This is a genomic window from Mesorhizobium sp. HAY1-8B, assembly GCF_056868045.1.
This window is the reverse complement of sequence record NZ_CP200321.1, coordinates 4,196,791-4,212,330: the sequence shown is the minus strand read 5'-3', so window position 1 is coordinate 4,212,330 and position 15,540 is coordinate 4,196,791. Positions and strand designations below refer to the sequence as shown.

The 15,540-nt window shown below is 61.7% G+C and carries 18 protein-coding genes and 4 tRNA genes; 7 read left to right on the top strand and 15 right to left on the bottom strand.

Features of this window, described 5'->3' with window-relative positions; translation table 11 throughout:
* Positions 1 to 17 precede the first annotated feature (17 nt).
* The 5 genes from secE to tuf form a co-directional block, all read right to left on the bottom strand.
* The gene (gene secE / locus AC1VON_RS20025; RefSeq protein ID WP_010909260.1) at positions 18 to 221 is read right to left on the bottom strand and encodes a preprotein translocase subunit SecE; all 204 of its coding nucleotides are present in this window, start codon (positions 219 to 221) and stop codon (positions 18 to 20) included.
* 361 nt (positions 222 to 582) lie between these two features.
* Positions 583 to 658, bottom strand: a tRNA-Trp gene (locus AC1VON_RS20020).
* 151 nt (positions 659 to 809) lie between these two features.
* Positions 810 to 1,295: a group II truncated hemoglobin gene (locus AC1VON_RS20015; RefSeq protein WP_483126349.1), complete on the bottom strand. Its 486-nt coding sequence runs from the start codon at positions 1,293 to 1,295 to the stop codon at positions 810 to 812.
* A gap of 90 nt (positions 1,296 to 1,385) precedes the next feature.
* Positions 1,386 to 3,041: a COG3904 family protein gene (locus AC1VON_RS20010; protein WP_483124630.1), complete on the bottom strand. Its 1,656-nt coding sequence runs from the start codon at positions 3,039 to 3,041 to the stop codon at positions 1,386 to 1,388.
* A 163-nt stretch (positions 3,042 to 3,204) separates the two neighbouring features.
* Positions 3,205 to 4,380: an elongation factor Tu gene (tuf, locus tag AC1VON_RS20005; RefSeq protein ID WP_010909256.1), complete on the bottom strand. Its 1,176-nt coding sequence runs from the start codon at positions 4,378 to 4,380 to the stop codon at positions 3,205 to 3,207.
* A gap of 293 nt (positions 4,381 to 4,673) precedes the next feature.
* Between tuf and AC1VON_RS20000 the strand changes: the two genes are divergently transcribed.
* Positions 4,674 to 5,561, top strand: coding sequence for a DMT family transporter (locus AC1VON_RS20000; RefSeq protein ID WP_483124629.1), 888 nt, complete (start codon positions 4,674 to 4,676; stop codon positions 5,559 to 5,561).
* Between the two features lie 94 nt (positions 5,562 to 5,655).
* Positions 5,656 to 5,793: a hypothetical protein gene (locus AC1VON_RS19995; RefSeq protein WP_164548697.1), complete on the top strand. Its 138-nt coding sequence runs from the start codon at positions 5,656 to 5,658 to the stop codon at positions 5,791 to 5,793.
* Between the two features lie 62 nt (positions 5,794 to 5,855).
* On the opposite strand, the gene AC1VON_RS19990 is transcribed toward AC1VON_RS19995, so the two are convergent.
* Complete coding sequence (locus tag AC1VON_RS19990) at positions 5,856 to 6,113, bottom strand: GlsB/YeaQ/YmgE family stress response membrane protein (RefSeq protein WP_172350644.1); 258 nt, start codon at positions 6,111 to 6,113, stop codon at positions 5,856 to 5,858.
* A 130-nt stretch (positions 6,114 to 6,243) separates the two neighbouring features.
* Here AC1VON_RS19990 and AC1VON_RS19985 point away from each other — a divergent pair, with 130 nt between their 5' ends.
* On the top strand, positions 6,244 to 6,708 hold the full coding sequence (locus AC1VON_RS19985; RefSeq protein WP_172350645.1) for a YidB family protein: 465 nt from the start codon (positions 6,244 to 6,246) through the stop codon (positions 6,706 to 6,708).
* Positions 6,709 to 6,776: 68 nt separating this feature from the next.
* Here AC1VON_RS19985 and AC1VON_RS19980 read toward each other — a convergent pair.
* Both AC1VON_RS19980 and AC1VON_RS19975 read right to left on the bottom strand, forming a co-directional pair.
* Positions 6,777 to 6,850 (bottom strand) — tRNA-Gly (locus AC1VON_RS19980).
* Between the two features lie 91 nt (positions 6,851 to 6,941).
* A tRNA-Tyr gene (locus AC1VON_RS19975) sits at positions 6,942 to 7,026 on the bottom strand.
* A gap of 202 nt (positions 7,027 to 7,228) precedes the next feature.
* On the opposite strand from AC1VON_RS19975, the gene AC1VON_RS19970 reads away from it, so the two are divergent.
* Positions 7,229 to 8,077, top strand: a complete 849-nt coding sequence (locus AC1VON_RS19970; protein ID WP_483124628.1) for a TrmH family RNA methyltransferase — start codon at positions 7,229 to 7,231, stop codon at positions 8,075 to 8,077.
* A 129-nt stretch (positions 8,078 to 8,206) separates the two neighbouring features.
* Here AC1VON_RS19970 and AC1VON_RS19965 read toward each other — a convergent pair whose 3' ends face one another.
* The 3 genes from AC1VON_RS19965 to gcl all read right to left on the bottom strand — a co-directional run bounded on the left by AC1VON_RS19965 (position 8,207) and on the right by gcl (position 11,822).
* Complete coding sequence (locus AC1VON_RS19965) at positions 8,207 to 9,124, bottom strand: 2-hydroxy-3-oxopropionate reductase (RefSeq protein ID WP_483124627.1); 918 nt, start codon at positions 9,122 to 9,124, stop codon at positions 8,207 to 8,209.
* A gap of 101 nt (positions 9,125 to 9,225) precedes the next feature.
* A complete protein-coding gene (gene otnI, locus AC1VON_RS19960; RefSeq protein WP_483124626.1) occupies positions 9,226 to 10,023 on the bottom strand; it encodes a 2-oxo-tetronate isomerase in 798 nt (265 codons plus the stop codon).
* Between the two features lie 17 nt (positions 10,024 to 10,040).
* Positions 10,041 to 11,822, bottom strand: coding sequence for a glyoxylate carboligase (gcl, locus tag AC1VON_RS19955; protein ID WP_483124625.1), 1,782 nt, complete (start codon positions 11,820 to 11,822; stop codon positions 10,041 to 10,043).
* Between the two features lie 212 nt (positions 11,823 to 12,034).
* On the opposite strand from gcl, the gene bhcR reads away from it, so the two are divergent.
* Both bhcR and AC1VON_RS19945 read left to right on the top strand, forming a co-directional pair.
* Positions 12,035 to 12,856, top strand: a complete 822-nt coding sequence (gene bhcR, locus AC1VON_RS19950) for an HTH-type transcriptional regulator BhcR (RefSeq protein WP_483124624.1) — start codon at positions 12,035 to 12,037, stop codon at positions 12,854 to 12,856.
* A gap of 234 nt (positions 12,857 to 13,090) precedes the next feature.
* Positions 13,091 to 13,477 carry a hypothetical protein gene (locus AC1VON_RS19945; RefSeq protein WP_483124623.1) on the top strand — a complete coding sequence of 129 codons (387 nt, stop codon included), beginning with the start codon at positions 13,091 to 13,093 and terminating at the stop codon, positions 13,475 to 13,477.
* A gap of 68 nt (positions 13,478 to 13,545) precedes the next feature.
* On the opposite strand, the gene AC1VON_RS19940 is transcribed toward AC1VON_RS19945, so the two are convergent.
* The 3 genes from AC1VON_RS19940 to AC1VON_RS19930 form a co-directional block, all read right to left on the bottom strand.
* The gene (locus AC1VON_RS19940; protein WP_483124622.1) at positions 13,546 to 13,851 is read right to left on the bottom strand and encodes a BA14K family protein; all 306 of its coding nucleotides are present in this window, start codon (positions 13,849 to 13,851) and stop codon (positions 13,546 to 13,548) included.
* 221 nt (positions 13,852 to 14,072) lie between these two features.
* Positions 14,073 to 14,288 (bottom strand): hypothetical protein, encoded by a 216-nt coding sequence (locus AC1VON_RS19935; protein WP_172350653.1) that lies wholly within the window; start codon positions 14,286 to 14,288, stop codon positions 14,073 to 14,075.
* A gap of 134 nt (positions 14,289 to 14,422) precedes the next feature.
* Entirely contained in the window at positions 14,423 to 14,590 is a 168-nt protein-coding gene (locus tag AC1VON_RS19930) for a hypothetical protein (protein ID WP_081850636.1), read from the bottom strand.
* A 133-nt stretch (positions 14,591 to 14,723) separates the two neighbouring features.
* Between AC1VON_RS19930 and AC1VON_RS19925 the strand changes: the two genes are divergently transcribed.
* Positions 14,724 to 14,799 (top strand) — tRNA-Thr (locus tag AC1VON_RS19925).
* A gap of 49 nt (positions 14,800 to 14,848) precedes the next feature.
* Here AC1VON_RS19925 and AC1VON_RS19920 read toward each other — a convergent pair.
* Complete coding sequence (locus tag AC1VON_RS19920; RefSeq protein ID WP_483124621.1) at positions 14,849 to 15,418, bottom strand: DUF2569 domain-containing protein; 570 nt, start codon at positions 15,416 to 15,418, stop codon at positions 14,849 to 14,851.
* Positions 15,419 to 15,540: the final 122 nt, after the last annotated feature.

Genomic DNA, 15,540 nt, shown 5'->3' with positions numbered 1-15,540 from the left:
CTCCGTAATCGCCGGACTTAGCGTCCAATGCCCAGAATCTGTTCGATCGCGAGGCCCATCAACTGATCGGCGCTAAAGAAAAAGATCATCGCAATCACAGCGAAGGCCAGAACCATCACCGTCGAGATCATTGTTTCGCGCCGCGACGGCCAAGTCACCTTGGCGGTCTCCGAGCGAACCTGCTGGAGAAAGACGAAAGGATTTGTGGTTTTCGAAGCCATATGCCGCCTGTCTTCAAGACCCGTTGGCCGGGTCTCCTGGATGATCCCGCTGGCCGGGACGTGCCGCCTGAGCCCAGTCTCGCGCCGAATCAGCGCAATCATTTCGCCCATGCAAATCAGACGCGTAAAGCCGGCTTCCCAGCTCCACGCGTCGCGTGCCTGTTCCGTCTACATAAAACCAATTCTTGATCCACGCAAGTGGCAAGTGTCCGCTTTATGACCAAACGCCGCCTCGGAACCATCCAGTCGTTCCGTCCCGGCTATGGCGCCCTTATGCCCCAATCGGGCTAATATGGCAAGCGTGTCGCCGATTTTCAAAGGGCGGCCTGCAAAATATCGCTTCTGATGGCCATTTCGGAAATGGCACGGGCAGCAGGGCTCGAACCTACGACCTGCGGTTTTGGAGACCGCCGCTCTACCAACTGAGCTATGCCCGTATCCTGCGCGCCTCGGCGCAGCAGGGGCTTCCTAAAAGCTTCCGGGCTCTGTGTAAAGAGTGGTTTGCACGCAAACGCGCCTTCATCCCCCATGCCAAATCCGGACCACTGATGACTGGCCGCCGCTTCGGCCTGTTCGGAACTGCTGTGATTACGATTTCCCGGCCGGTGGCGTGTACGGGCCGCCAGGCACGCCCCAGCCCCAGGCCGGCATCGGCTCGGTCTCGGGATCGCAGGTCTCGTCCAGATTGGAATTCATCTTGGCCAGCCGCGATCCCCATTCGACATAGCCCATGAAGGCCGAACGGAATTCGGGATCGTCGGGCAAGCCGACCTCGTCTGCGGCGTCGGCGAGCAGGTTGATCCAGCGGCGGCGCTGTTCCTCGGTCAAATGCTTGCCTAGATGATGCATGACCATCTCGCGGTGGCCGCCGAACTTTTCGCTGTAGGTCTTCGGTCCACCAAAGACCTCGCCGATGAAGGCCGCGACATGGGCGGGATGATCCGGCGACATCGCCTTGAACACCGGCCCGACGACCGGATCCTTTGCCACCTTGTCATAAAAGGTCCGCGTCAGCCGGTTCAGCGCGTCGCTGCCGCCGGCCCATTCGTAAAGTGTCGGAACATCCTTGCGCATGGCGGTCATCTTGTCCTCGATCACCAGACGGTAGCGGAAAGACCCGACCTGCCTCAACCTGCCTCGATAGCCAGTTCAACACACGCGGCGTCACAATCTGGCCGGCATGTCGGCTTCGGCGTTGGCTGACGGCACGAGCCGGCAATTGTCCGGCCTCGGAACCGATCTGCATATGGTGGCGCCCGTCAGTTCGTCGGCGGACTGAGGCCCGGTCGCCAGCCCGAATTTCAGTATCGCCTGCTGATAGAGCCGCCGTTTGGATGACGAGAGCTGCATGGCGTCGAACAGGCCGGGTCCGATCGCCATCTGCTCGAGATACGCCTTGACCTTGTCCCCAAGCCCAACGGAACTCACGCTGAGGCGCACGGCAGGCCCGATGAAACGCCTGACACCACCGGCAACCATGATCGGACAGGCCGAAGCACATTCGCCTTCGGATTCGATTGTGAGCCCGGTGTGGACGCCATCCTTGGCCAGGCACTCCGCCGAGGGATCGCAATCCAAGAAATCCGTGTGGGCGACAACGACATCGAGCTTGCGTTCCCGGATCAGCCTGCCAGCGGCAAGCGCGCTCTCGATATCGCCGCCCTGTGAGTTGATGACGATAGGCAGCCGCCGGCCGGCGATGGCATCGAGAGCCTGTCTAAGCTTTTCCGGCGTCCGCGCGGTGATCGAGCCCTCCGCCGAGATCCATTCCGGACAGTCGGGATTGCAGAGCGGGTTGCTGCCGCGGACAAACACGAAACGCATGTCGGCCTCCTTCGGCGTCGTGGCCTCGGCCGGCGGAGGGAGAGCGGGTTTTGCCTGAGCGGTCGGGAGATTGGCCGGCGTCGCCTCTTTGTCGGCGGGTATCTCCCGGCAATTCGCCGGCATCGGGTTTGCCTTGCAGATGGTTTCCCCGGTGAAAAGCTCGACGGCGTCGAGGGAGGTGACGAGGTTCATGCGGAGCATGTTTTCGAGAACCAGTTGATGGATTTCACTGGCAGGCGTGTTCTTCATCGTTGTGAAAACGCCTTCGCCTATCCCCATGCCCTGCAGATACGCCGAAAGCCTCTTCTCGACCGCCTTGCTCATTTCGTAGGTCTTGTAGCTGCCCGCGTTCTTGCGGCTGACGACCTTGGTGCTGATGATCTTCTTCTTGCCGTTCACGATCCGATAGGTGGTCCGGTAGAGCAGCTTCTCGCGCCTGTAGGTGGTGGTGACCTGGTGAACGCCGAGATAGGCGAACTCCCCGACAACGCGGCGCACGCCGCCGGAAAACATCAGCGGGCAAGCAGAATTGCACATGGCGCCGTCGTCATAGGCCATGCCGAAATAGTCGGCGCCCTTGCCCTGGTTATCCCTGCAATTCTTCATCTGCGGCTCGCAGCCGGAAAACACCGTCGTGCCAACGGCGATATCGAGCTTGTTCTTGCGGATCATCTGGCCGAGCCTCACCGCAGCATCGACGTTGCCGCCAGGGGAATTGACGACCACCGGCAATTGCCGGCCCCTGAGCGCCTTGAGTGTGCGCTTGAGCAACGACGGCGTGCCCGCGTCGATGGTGCCTTCCGCCGATATCCATTCCGGACAATTGGGCTCGCAGCCCGGCGCATTGCTGCGCACGACGGCAAACCGCATCGGAGGGATATCCAGCGACTGCTCCTGCGCCTGGGCCACCACGACAGGAAAGACCCCGGCCATCAACAGCACGAGACGGACCAGTGCCCGCCATGCCTTCCCATCGAAACCGCGCCCTGGAACCACTCTTCGGCAAGCTCCCGCAATGCAACCTATACTAGTTGGCGCGATGGCGCTTGCAACAGCTTTGAAATGACCACGGCTGGCGGCTGTCCCCGGCTGCCCGGAAACGAAAAGGGCGGCCCGAAGACCGCCCTTTCCTAGTCGATCCGGCTAATGCCGGTGTCGATTACTCCTTGATGGTGACGACGATGCCGGCACCGACGGTGCGGCCGCCTTCACGGATGGCGAAGCGCAGCTTCTCTTCCATGGCGATCGGCACGATCAGCTCGACATCGACCGTGATGTTGTCGCCAGGCATCACCATCTCGGTGCCAGCCGGCAGCGACACGATGCCGGTCACGTCGGTCGTGCGGAAGTAGAACTGCGGGCGGTAGTTGGTGAAGAACGGCGTGTGACGGCCACCTTCGTCCTTGGTCAGGATGTAGGCTTCGGCCACGAACTTCTTGTGCGGCTTCACCGTGCCCGGCTTGGCCAGAACCTGGCCGCGCTCGACACCTTCACGATCAACGCCGCGCAGCAGCGCGCCGATGTTGTCGCCAGCCTGGCCCTGATCGAGCAGCTTGCGGAACATCTCCACGCCCGTGCAGGTCGTCTTGGTCGTCGGACGGATGCCGATGATCTCGAGTTCCTCGCCGACCTTGACCACGCCGCGCTCGACGCGGCCGGTCACGACCGTGCCACGGCCCGAGATCGAGAACACGTCCTCGATCGGCATCAGGAACGGCTTGTCCAGCGGACGAACCGGGGTCGGGATGTAGGCGTCGACCTGAGCCATCAGCTCGCGGATCGCGTCCTCGCCGATCGTCTTGTTCGAATCCTCAAGAGCGGCCAGCGCCGAACCCTTGACGATCGGAATGTCGTCGCCGGGGAATTCGTTCTTCGACAGAAGCTCGCGAACCTCGAGCTCGACCAGTTCGAGCAGCTCGGCGTCGTCGACCTGGTCGACCTTGTTCAGGAACACCACGATCGAAGGCACGCCGACCTGACGGGCGAGCAGGATGTGCTCGCGGGTCTGCGGCATCGGGCCGTCGGCGGCCGAAACGACCAGGATCGCGCCGTCCATCTGCGCGGCACCGGTGATCATGTTCTTCACATAGTCGGCGTGGCCGGGGCAGTCGACATGGGCGTAGTGGCGGTTGGCCGTCTCGTATTCGACGTGGGCCGTCGAGATCGTGATGCCACGCGCCTTCTCTTCCGGCGCCGCATCGATCTGGTCGTAGCGCTTGTACTCGCCAAAATACTTCGTGATCGCCGCCGTCAGCGACGTCTTGCCATGATCAACGTGACCAATCGTGCCGATGTTCACATGAGGCTTAGTGCGCTCGAATTTACCTTTTGCCATAGTCTCTTTCCTTGGACGGCCTTGACCTTCAGTTCAGTCGAATGCGGGGCGATTAGCGACAAAGGCCAAAAAACACAAGCGTCTTTTGGCCGGGTGCCGTCTCACTCAGTCCGAACCTGGGATCCGATTGCGGGGATGTGGCGCTGATATAGGAAGGCGATGCATGAAATGAAATGGGCGACAGGCCGATCGACCTAGGCCGCTTAAGGTGCCCCCACCACCAATCCCTGTCTGAGTTCACGGCCAGTTGATGGCCCATTGCGGCCGCCATCGAGGTCTGATCTCCTGATCCGATGCATTTCATCCCTGCCTCGATCCGCGGCCCGCTGTTCATGATCGTCTCGACCGGCTCATACCTGGTCAACGATACGATGATGAAACTCGCGACCGCAGGGCTGCCATCCTACGAAGTGCTGTTCCTGCGCGGGGCCGCGGCAACATTGTGGGGTTTTCCGCTGCTGTTCCTGCTCGGCTACGGCAAACAGATCCCGCTGATCTTCGACAAACGCGTGCTGCGCCGGAACCTGCTCGAACTGGCGGCGATCCTTTGTTATGTCGTGGCGCTCGCCAACATGCAGATCGCAGATTCCACCGCACTGGGGCAGATCACGCCGCTCCTGATGCTGGTCGGCTCCTCGATCCTGTTTGGCGAACGCATTGGCGGCCAGCGCATGGCGCTGATCGGACTCGGCTTCATCGGCGCGCTGATGGTGGCGCAGCCGACGATGCAAGGCATTTCGGTCTATGCCCTGCTGGCGCTCGGTAACGCAGCGCTGTCGGCCGCGCGCGACCTTGCCGGCAGACATGTCCCGGCGGAAGTGCCGGGGATGATCGTGGCGATTTCCGCCGTCTTGGTGGTGCTGGTCGGCGCGGGTGTCGCGCATCTGATATCCGAGCGCTGGGTCATGCCCGAGGGGCGCCATTTGCTGCTGATGGCAGGCGCCGGGTTTTTCCTGATCTTCGGCCATTTCTTCATTTTCATGGCCTATCGCGTCGGGCCGACCAGCGCGGTGGCGCCGTTCTACTACTGCTTCACCGTCTGGGCCGTCATTTCAGGCCTGCTGGTGTTCGGGCAGTTCCCCAACACGCTGGCGGTCTGCGGCATCCTGCTGGTGGTGGCCAGCGGGCTGATCATTGTGTCACTCGATCAGCGTAAACGCAGATTGACCGTCGTCGCCTAGCATCGATACCGGAGCACCTGTTTCTGATGTTGCGGAGGCCAGATTGATCGTCTATTCGGCGATGACATGATCAATCAGCCAAGGGAGCTTCCCCATGACCGATTTTGACCAGAACAAGAACTCCGACGCCGAGCACAAGGCCGCCATTCGCAAATCGCTGGTCGGCTGGGCGGTATTCATCGCGGGAACGCTGATCTTCTTCGCCGCGGCCGATGCGGTGCTGATGCCATAGGCAAACCCGCAGCCGGTCTTGCCTCAGCAGAAATTCGAAATTTCAGATCATCCAGCTAACGCTTAGAGCGTCCGGCGTCCGCTGAACTGGTGGTAGGCCCACAGCACAACTATCGCGCCAACCACCGCGACGATCAGGCTGGAGATGTTGAGGCCGGTGACACCCACGCCAAAGATCTGGCTGCAGATCACGCCGCCGACGATAGCGCCGACAATGCCGAGCACGATATCCATGATCAGGCCTTGGCCGGTCTTGTTGACGATCTTGCTGCCCAGGAAACCGGCGATGGCGCCGAGAATGATCCAGCTGATGATACCCATTTTTTCCTCTCCATCCCTCGCCAGCCCGACATTTTCATATGATTGTCAAAACCTCAAGCCAGCTTGAAATTCCGCCCGGATGCGCCATTGTTGAAGATGGGCTGGGCTTGGTTGAGATGGAGGATCCACTATGGGACTTTTTGACAACGCCGTTCCCGGCGGCAACATCACCAAACCACTGATGATCGCGCTCGGTGCGTTGCTGGTCGGAAAAATGCTGAGCGGCAGAAGTGCCGAACAGCCGGATCAACCCGATGCCGCTGCTCCGCCCGCTCCCGCTCCGACCGAAGCTAATCCAGGCGACGGTGGCCTGCTCGGCGGACTGGGCGGCCTGCTCGACAAGCTCAAGAATGCCGGCCATGGCAACGTGGCCGATTCCTGGGTCGGCACCGGCCAGAACCGGTCGATCAACGCCAATGATCTCGGAGCCGCGCTTGGGCCGCAGGTCATCCGCGAGATCGCGCAGCGCACTGGAATGGACGAGGGGGAACTGCTCAAGCAGCTGTCCACCGCCCTGCCCGGCATCGTCGACAAGCTGACGCCGAACGGCCAGGTACCTCAGCAGCATCAGGTGGCGTCGGCGTTCAACAGCTGACGCGGCCGCACCGATGCGTTGAAGCACTGCGCGCATGGCCGCGCTTGCCGACGGTGGGGATGAAAATCTGGAGCGGGTAGCGGGAATCGAACCCGCATATTCAGCTTGGAAGGCTGCTGCTCTACCACTGAGCTATACCCGCGCCTTGCACTGAAGTACCGGATTCACTGGAAAAGCGCCATGCGCTTTTCGTCTCCGATGCTTTTCGCGTTTCAGGGCTTCCGGGCCGGCAGTGGTGGAGAGGGTTGGATTCGAACCAACGTAGGCTAAGCCAACGGATTTACAGTCCGTCCCCTTTAACCACTCGGGCACCTCTCCAGTCTGCCGCCGGAGCCATGCAACGAGGCATTCTTGCCGATCCCGGAGCCCGAGATAGAAGTCTTGTCCGAAATCAGCGAAGCGCCTTATGGCGGCAAGGCCATTGGGTGTCAACCGCGCAGGAAGGGTTTTTCGATGTTGTTCGCCGGCTGCGGCGACGGGCCATATCCTTGGCCGCGGCAGACAGCTATAGAAGCCGGCCATGAGCAACAAGACCAATACTCCCAAAGACACCCATTACGCCAAGCTGCGCCGCGCCTTTCGCGACGAGAAGAGCGGCGGCGCACCAGCATTCAAGCCACGCCAACCCGTTCCGCCCGGCGAAAACGCCGCCGACGGACTGGTGCGGCTTTATGGCCTGCACACGGTACGGGCGGCACTCGACAATCCGCGCCGCAAGATTCGCAAAATGCTGGTGACGCGCAATGCGTCCGAGCGCCTCGAGATCGCCGATCTCGCCGCCTTGCCCTTCAAGGCGGAGCTGGTCGAACCCAGGGACATCGACAAGATCACCGGGTCGGACGCGGTGCATCAGGGCGTGCTGATCGAGGCGGAGCCGCTGAAACCCAAGCGCCTCGACGCGCTCGGCGACACCGAGCTGGTGCTGGTGCTCGACCAGGTTACCGATCCGCACAATGTCGGCGCCATCCTGCGCTCGGCGGTCGCCTTCGGGGCCGGCGCGCTGATCACCACCGCTCGCCACAGCCCCCAGGAATCGGGCGTGCTGGCGAAATCCGCCTCCGGCGCGCTGGAGCATATCGACCAGATCGAGGTGAAGAACCTGGCCGACGCGCTCGGGCAACTGCATGAGGCCGGCTTCCAGACGATCGGGCTTGATTCGGACGGGCCGGCGGAACTCGAGACCAGCTTTGCCGGCGACAGGATCGCGCTGGTGCTCGGCGCCGAAGGCAAGGGCCTGCGCCAGAAGACGCGCGAGACGGTGACGACGCTGGCGCGGCTCGACATGCCGGGCGTCATCCGTTCGCTCAACGTGTCGAATGCCGCGGCGGTCAGCCTTTATGCGGCGCGGGCATTCTTGAAGCGCGGCTGAGCCGAAAGCGGCAGACTGCCTGCCAAAACATCCCGAAATGAAAAACGGGTTCCAGCGACAACGCGGGAACCCGTTCTTGTGCAGGACAAGAGGGGGCGGCTTGGGAACGTTACACCGCCCTCCCCCGACCTATGCCGCTTTGCCCTTCACTTCGGCCGGCTGGCCGCCAACCTCGAAATTGGCCATCCGCTCCAGCGCCCTGACCAGGGCCGAGTGATCCTCCTTGGCGCCGCCATTGGCCGCGCAGGAATTGAACAGCTGCTGCGTGGTCGAGGTGTTGGGCAACGACACGCCGAGCGCTTTTGCTCCTTCCAGCGCCAGGTTGAGATCCTTCTGGTGGAGTTCGATGCGGAAGCCCGGCGCGAAGGTGCGCTTGACCATGCGCTCACCATGCACTTCGAGAATGCGCGAGGCCGCAAGCCCGCCCATCAGCGCCTGCCTGACCTTGGTCGGGTCGGCGCCGGCTTTCGATGCAAAAACAAGCGCTTCTGCGACGGCTTCAATGGTCAGCGCGACGACGATCTGGTTGGCGACCTTGATGATCTGGCCGACCCCGTTCGGGCCGACCAGAGTGATGTTCTTGCCCATCTTCTCGAAGACGGGTTTTGCGCGCTCGAACGGCTTGTCCTCGCCACCGACCATGATGGTGAGCGACGCCGCCTTGGCTCCGACCTCGCCGCCGGAGACCGGCGCGTCGAGATAGTCGGAGCCGAGCTCGTTGATCTTGCGGGCGAACATCTTGGTCTCGATCGGCGAGATCGAGCTCATGTCGATGACCAGCTTGCCCTTGGACAAGCCGGAAGCGACACCGTTGTCGCCGAACAGCACATCGGCGACCTGCGGCGTATCCGGCACCATGGTGATGACGATGTCGGCCGCCTTGGCGACGGCGGCGTGGCCGGAGACCGACTTCAGGCCCTTGGCGACGAGATCCGCCGGCGGCTTTGAGCGATGGTCGCTGGCGATGACCTTGTAGCCCGCATCCAGCAGATGCCCCGCCATCGGCGCGCCCATGATGCCGAGGCCGATGAAGCCTATGGTTTCCATTGTTTTCTCCGTCTTCTGTTAGGCCGCGTTCCTTCGCGCCCCCCTCTGGCCTGCCAGCCATCTCCCCATAGGTGGGGAGATGGCCGCTTCGGCGCCGGCTCTTAAGCCGCCGCGCTCCCTTGCCCGGCCAGATCCCGGAACCATCCAAGCCCAGCTTCCGTGCCGGCCTTCGGCTTATATTCCGCACCGATCCAGCCGGAATAGCCGATGCGGTCGATGTGGTCGTAGAGGAAGGGATAATTGATCTCGCCCGTTCCCGGCTCGTGACGGCCGGGATTGTCCGCAAGCTGGATATGCGCGATGCGGCCGAGGTTGGCCTCGATTTTACGGGCGAGATCCCCCTCCATGATCTGCATGTGATAGATGTCGTATTGCAGGAACAGGTTTTTCGAGCCGACGCGGTCGATCAGCGCCAGCGCCTGGTCTGAATAGTTCAGGAAGAAACCCGGAATGTCGCGTGTGTTGATCGGCTCGATCAGCAGCCTGATGCCGGCCTGCTCCAATTTCTCCGCGGCGAAGGCGAGGTTTTCGGCGAAAACGTCCTCCAGCACCTTGCGGTCGGCGTCGGCGGGCGCGATGCCGGCCAGGCAATTGACCTGCGGGCAGCCGAGCGCCTGTGCGTAGGTAATCGCCTTGGCGATGCCCTGGCGGAATTCCGGCACACGGTCCGGCAGTACGGCGATGCCGCGCTCCCCCTTGCCCCAGTCGCCGGCCGGTAGGTTGAACAGCACCTGGGTCAAGCCGTTCTTCTTCAGCCTCGCCGCCACCACCTCGGGCGCATGGTCGTAGGGGCCGATATATTCGACGCCCTTGAAGCCCGCGCGTGCGGCTGCGTCGAAGCGATCAAGGAAATCATGCTCACCGAAGAGCATAGACAGGTTGGCTGAAAAACGCGGCATTCTTCTTGTCCTTCTTATCAGTCCAGCATCACGATCGCGGTTGGGGCGTCTTCCTGATGTTCGGCAAGTTCCTCGAATTCGGTGATCTTGTCGATCTCGGTGCCCATCGAGATGTTGGTGACGCGCTCGAGGATGAATTCGAGCACGACGGGAACCTGATGCTCCTTCATCAGCCGCTGCGCCTGCTTGAAGGCGCCGGCAAACTCTTCGGGCTTGCGGACCCGGACCGCCTTGCAGCCCATCGCCTCGGCCACGGCGACATGGTCGACGCCATAGCCCGCCTCGGGATCGCCTGACCGGTTGATGTTCTCGAAGGCGAGGCTCACCTCATAATCCATCGAGAAGCCGCGCTGCGCCTGGCGGATCAGGCCGAGATAGGCGTTATTCACGACGACATGGATGTAGGGCAGCTTGTGCTGCGCGCCGACCGCCAGTTCCTCGATCATGAACTGGAAATCATAGTCGCCCGACAGCGCCACGATGGTACGGTCCGGATCGGCGGCGCGAACGCCAAGGGCAGCGGGCAGCGTCCAGCCGAGAGGGCCAGCCTGGCCGCAATTGATCCAGTTGCGCGGCTTGTAGACATGCAGGAACTGCGCGCCGGCGATCTGCGACAGGCCGATCGTGGTGACATAGGTAACGTCACGGCCGAACGCCTTGTTCATCTCTTCATAGACACGCTGCGGCTTCAGCGGCACCTGATCGAAATGCGTCTTGCGCTTCATCGTCTTCTTGCGACCCTGGCACTCCTTTGCCCAGCCGGACCAGTCGCGCAGCTTTCCGGCCGTCCTCCACTCGGTGGCGACGTCGAGCAACATTTTCAGCGCGGCACCCGCATCCGAGACGGCGCCAAGGTCTGGCGCGAAGACGCGGCCGATCTGCGTTGGCTCGATGTCGACATGGATGAACTTCTTGCCCTTGGTGTAGACGTCGACCGAGCCGGTGTGGCGGTTGGCCCAGCGGTTGCCGATGCCGAAGACAAAGTCGGCCTCCAGCATCGTCGCATTGCCATAGCGATGCGACGTCTGCAGCCCGCACATGCCGGCCATCAGCCGGTGATCGTCCGGAATCGCGCCCCAGCCCATCAGCGTCGGGATGACCGGAACGCCGGTGATTTCGGCGAACTCGATCAACAGGTCGGATGCATCGGCATTGATGATGCCGCCGCCGGCGACGATCAGCGGCTTGTCGGCCGCGTTGAGCATCGTCAGCGCTTTTTCCGCCTGGGCCCGCGTCATCGCTGGCTTGAACGGCGCCAACGGTTCATAGGCATCGATATCGAACTCGATCTCGGCCAGTTGGACATCCACCGGCAGGTCGATCAGCACCGGTCCCGGCCGCGACGAGCGCATGAGGTGAAATGCCTTCTGCAGCGCCATGGGGACGAGATAAGGCTCCATGACGGTGACCGCCCATTTGGCGACGGGTGCCGCGATGGCCGCGATGTCGACCGCCTGGAAATCCTCCTTGTTCAGCCGTGCACGCGGCGCCTGGCCTGTGATGCACAGGATCGGAATGGAATCGGCCGCCGCCGAGTAGAGCCCGGTGATCATGTCGGTGCCGGCCGGCCCGGAAGTGCCGATGCAGAGTCCGATATTGCCCGCCTTGGCGCGGGTATAGCCTTCGGCCATGTGCGATGCGCCCTCGACGTGGCGGGCCAGCACGTGGCGGATGGTGCCCCGTGCCTTCAGCGCCGAATAGAGCGGATTGATCGCCGCGCCCGGCACGCCGAAGGCACAGGACATACCTTCCTTTTCGAGAACGAGAACGGCGGCATCGACAGCGCGCATTCTGGCCATTTTCCGGCCCTCCACTTGGGTTGTCATTGTTGGATGGCCGAGGATGTCAGCAAGCCGGCTATTTTTCAATTTTTTCAGAATATTTTTTCATTTCTAGAAAACGGAAGCTATTTGCTGATTTTATTGGATTTTCCGTTTTCCAAGAATTGCTATCCCGCCCCAGTGAAAAACTTTTTCATTGCACGTTTGGAGAAATCGGCGAAGCTGGCGTCATGGAAACCACTGAGAAACGGCAGCGCGGTCGTCCGCGCGCATTCAACGGGCCATCCGAGGCCAGTTCGGTGCAATCGCTCGACCGGGCCTTGCGCATCCTGGCCATCGTCGCGGAGGGCAGCGGCCTGTCTCTGAGCGAGATTTCGGCGCAAAGCGGCCTTGCCGCCTCCACCGCCTACCGGATGCTGACGACGCTCGAAAACCACGGCATGGTCGAGTTCGACACATCGGATCAGTTGTGGTCGATCGGCGTCGAGACCTACCGCATGGGCGCGGCGTTCCTGCGCCGCCGCAAGCTGGTCGACCGCGCCCGCATCGTCATGCAGGAATTGATGGAAAGAACCGGCGAGACCGCCAATCTCGGCGTCGCCGAGGATGATTGCGTGGTGTTCGTCAGCCAGGTCGAGACGCACCAGGCGATCCGCGCCTTCTTCCGCCCGGGAACGCGTAGCCCCTTCCATGCGTCCGGCATCGGCAAGGCGGTGCTTGCGCATCTCGAACCGGAGCGCGTCGGGACAATCCTGCGCAAGGCCGGCTTGCAGCGCTTCACCGACAAGACGCTGTCCGAGATCCCTGCCCTCGCCCACGACCTGGCTGTCATCAAGCAGCGCGGCTGGTCGGTCGACGACGAGGAGCGGCATCCCGGCATGCGCTGCGTGGCGGCCGCCATCTTCAACGAATTCGGCGAACCGATCGGCGGCGTCTCCGTGTCGGGGCCGACCGTGCGGGTGACGCCGGAGCGGCTGGCCGAGATCGGCCCGATAGTGCGCAGTGCCGCGGCCGAAGTGACCAGGATGATCGGCGGCGCGCAAGCCGGTTGATCAGCGGCTTGCCCAAGGCAATGCGCTCCTGGTCGCAGTCAGGTCTCCCCGGGTCCTGCTCGTCCAGGCCACTCTTCCCTCTGTTGGCGCCCGAATGGCCGACTGGACGTTCGCAAAATCGCCGGACACCGACGGCAGCATGACGCCGCCTTGCCGCGGCGTTCAAATGCATGCCAAAGGGCACGGATGCGGAAAACGGTTCAGCTTTTGCTTACGGCTTCACTTTGCGGATGCGTGGCGGCGGCACCTCGACCCGATGCCGGCGGCGGCCAGCGGGTCGATTCCATTCCGATCCCGCTTGCCCTGGAGGAGATCATAACGACCGGCATCCGTCAGCGCTTGCCGGATTCTGCTTCCGCCAAGTTCGGAAGGATGCTTGCCGGCGAGCGGACGATGAACGGCCGCAAGGAGATCGTCGTCTGCGGCTTCGTCAACGGCAAGGATTCCTCGGGCGGCTACGGCCGCGACCAAGCCTTCATTGCCAAGATCTACCCGGATTCGGGAAGCAGCTTCGAACTCGTCGCCATGGGCGACGCTTCGGAAACGAGGCATATTGTCGGCAGCACATGCAGCGCAGCCGGATTGCCAATCTCCGATTCCAGCTCGAAAACGCAACTGTAACTATTTGTACGCCAACAGAAAAAGGGGCTCATACCGAGCCCCCTTTCTGTTGTTGAACAGTCCTCCCCTCAGAGCCGGCAGTAGTGGCGATAGCCATCGTAACCAACGTAGGTATCGGAGTCCGGATCGTAGCTGGAGTAACGATCGAAGCAGCGACGGACGTGCCAGGAACCGCCGCCTTCGTCGACATAGACGGTACGCGGCGGCTGCTGGGCGAGCAGGCTGCCCAGGACGAACCCGCCGACGCCGGCGGCGATGCCGATACCGAGGTCGTGGTGATGCGAATGAGCCGCCGAAGGCTGAACAGTACCGACCAGCATGGTGGTGGCGACGGTGGTGGCGATGAGGCCGGAAACGAGTGTGCGCTTGAACATGATGATCTCCTTGCTTCGTTGACCGAGGCGATCCATCCGCCTCTTGATCATCTGTCGTTGCCACGCGGAAAAAGGTTCGAATCTTTTTTCGATTTTTGCAGAGCCGGCCCGGTGGTCCCCCCACCCGGTATCCCCCACTTCGTCCCACGATCGAAAGAAGGGCGCATCGAACGAAAAAGGGCGGCCGAAACCGCCCTTTTGAGGAGAAGTGGGTCCCTCCATCAAAGGAAAATGATCACCTTGCCATGCTTGTGGTGATGATGGTTGTGGTGCCACCACCAATGCTTCTTGAAGTGCTTCTTGTGGTGACTGTGGTGGTGATGGTTGTGATGATGATTATGCATACCGTGGGCAGACGACGTCCCGACGGTGCCGGCAAGCACGCCGGTGGCGACGAAAATGGCGACGAGGCCCGATGTCAGAGTGCGCTTGAACATGATGATCTCCTGGATCCTTGATCGAGGCGACCCATTCGCCTCCGAACCTCAGTCGGCGTGGCGCGGGAAAAGGTTCGAAGGTCGAGGAGATTTATCGGTCAGGCAGGAGGAGTAGCGGGAAGCTGACTACTCCCTCACCCCATGCCCGTGATGTGGCGAAGCCAGAAAGCAAGCGCGATGAAGCCGATGATCGTGGTCACGCCGGTCCAGTCGACATTGGCCTTCTTCACGTCGCTGATGAGCTTCACCAGCAGCATCCAGGCGATGACGACGATGGGGAGAATGATGACAAGCCTGATCATGCGACACTCCAGTCCGAAGCGATTGCACCCAGCTTTATGTAGGAAGCGTCTTCGTGGATTTCAGCACGCTGCGGGTAACTGAAAATGGAGTTTTGTCTTTACTGGCGTACGGAATATGCTAACGGGGCGCCATGCCCTTGTAGCTCAGCTGGTAGAGCAGCGGTTTTGTAAACCGAAGGTCGCGGGTTCGATTCCTGCCGGGGGCACCATTTCTGACCGACGATTCCCCGACAGTCCAGATCTTCCGAGCGCGCCTTCCTATGAAGCACTCGCTGGCTGGGCAGATACGTTCGTCCTGGTGAACGTATTCCGCACCCTGACGGACCTGTAGACATAAGCGACCCAGATGCCTGTTCCAACAAACGAGGCTATCGGTGCCGCCAGCGCATCGCCCGCGAGCACCTGGCTCACCGGAACCCCCAGAATGGAGGCAATCCAGATCGTGTCCAGGGCAAAGACGACAGGGATCGCAAGCCACTGAAGCAGAAACAATTGCGGGAAGCGATGGCTTCGCCGCAGCATCGAAACGATTACAACCAGCTGAAGCGCCAGAAATGCCAGGTTGAGGGCAACCTCGCCATATACCGCCAGCGGCCCATTGGAGAAGGTCATGAGCTGCTGGTAGCCGTCGGCCGAATTGGCGAAGTCGGCCAGTGTGCGCAGCGGTGATAATGTCTGACCGATTGCCAGCAGCATCAGCCAACCGCCGAAGCCCACAAGAGCCTCAGGGTTCTGCGACGGCTTCACGGCCGATCGAACGGCAAAGAAAACAGGCACGCCGATCAACAGCAACACGATCGCCCAATGCCAGATGGAAAACGTCCCCATCTACTTCCCCCTTTTTACACCCTCTCAAGTTGTATCGGATTTCAATTTCAACTCAAGGGCAGGACTTGCATTAAACGACGTCGGATGCCAAAATGGGGTTTCTCCTGTCTGCTCCTGACTCC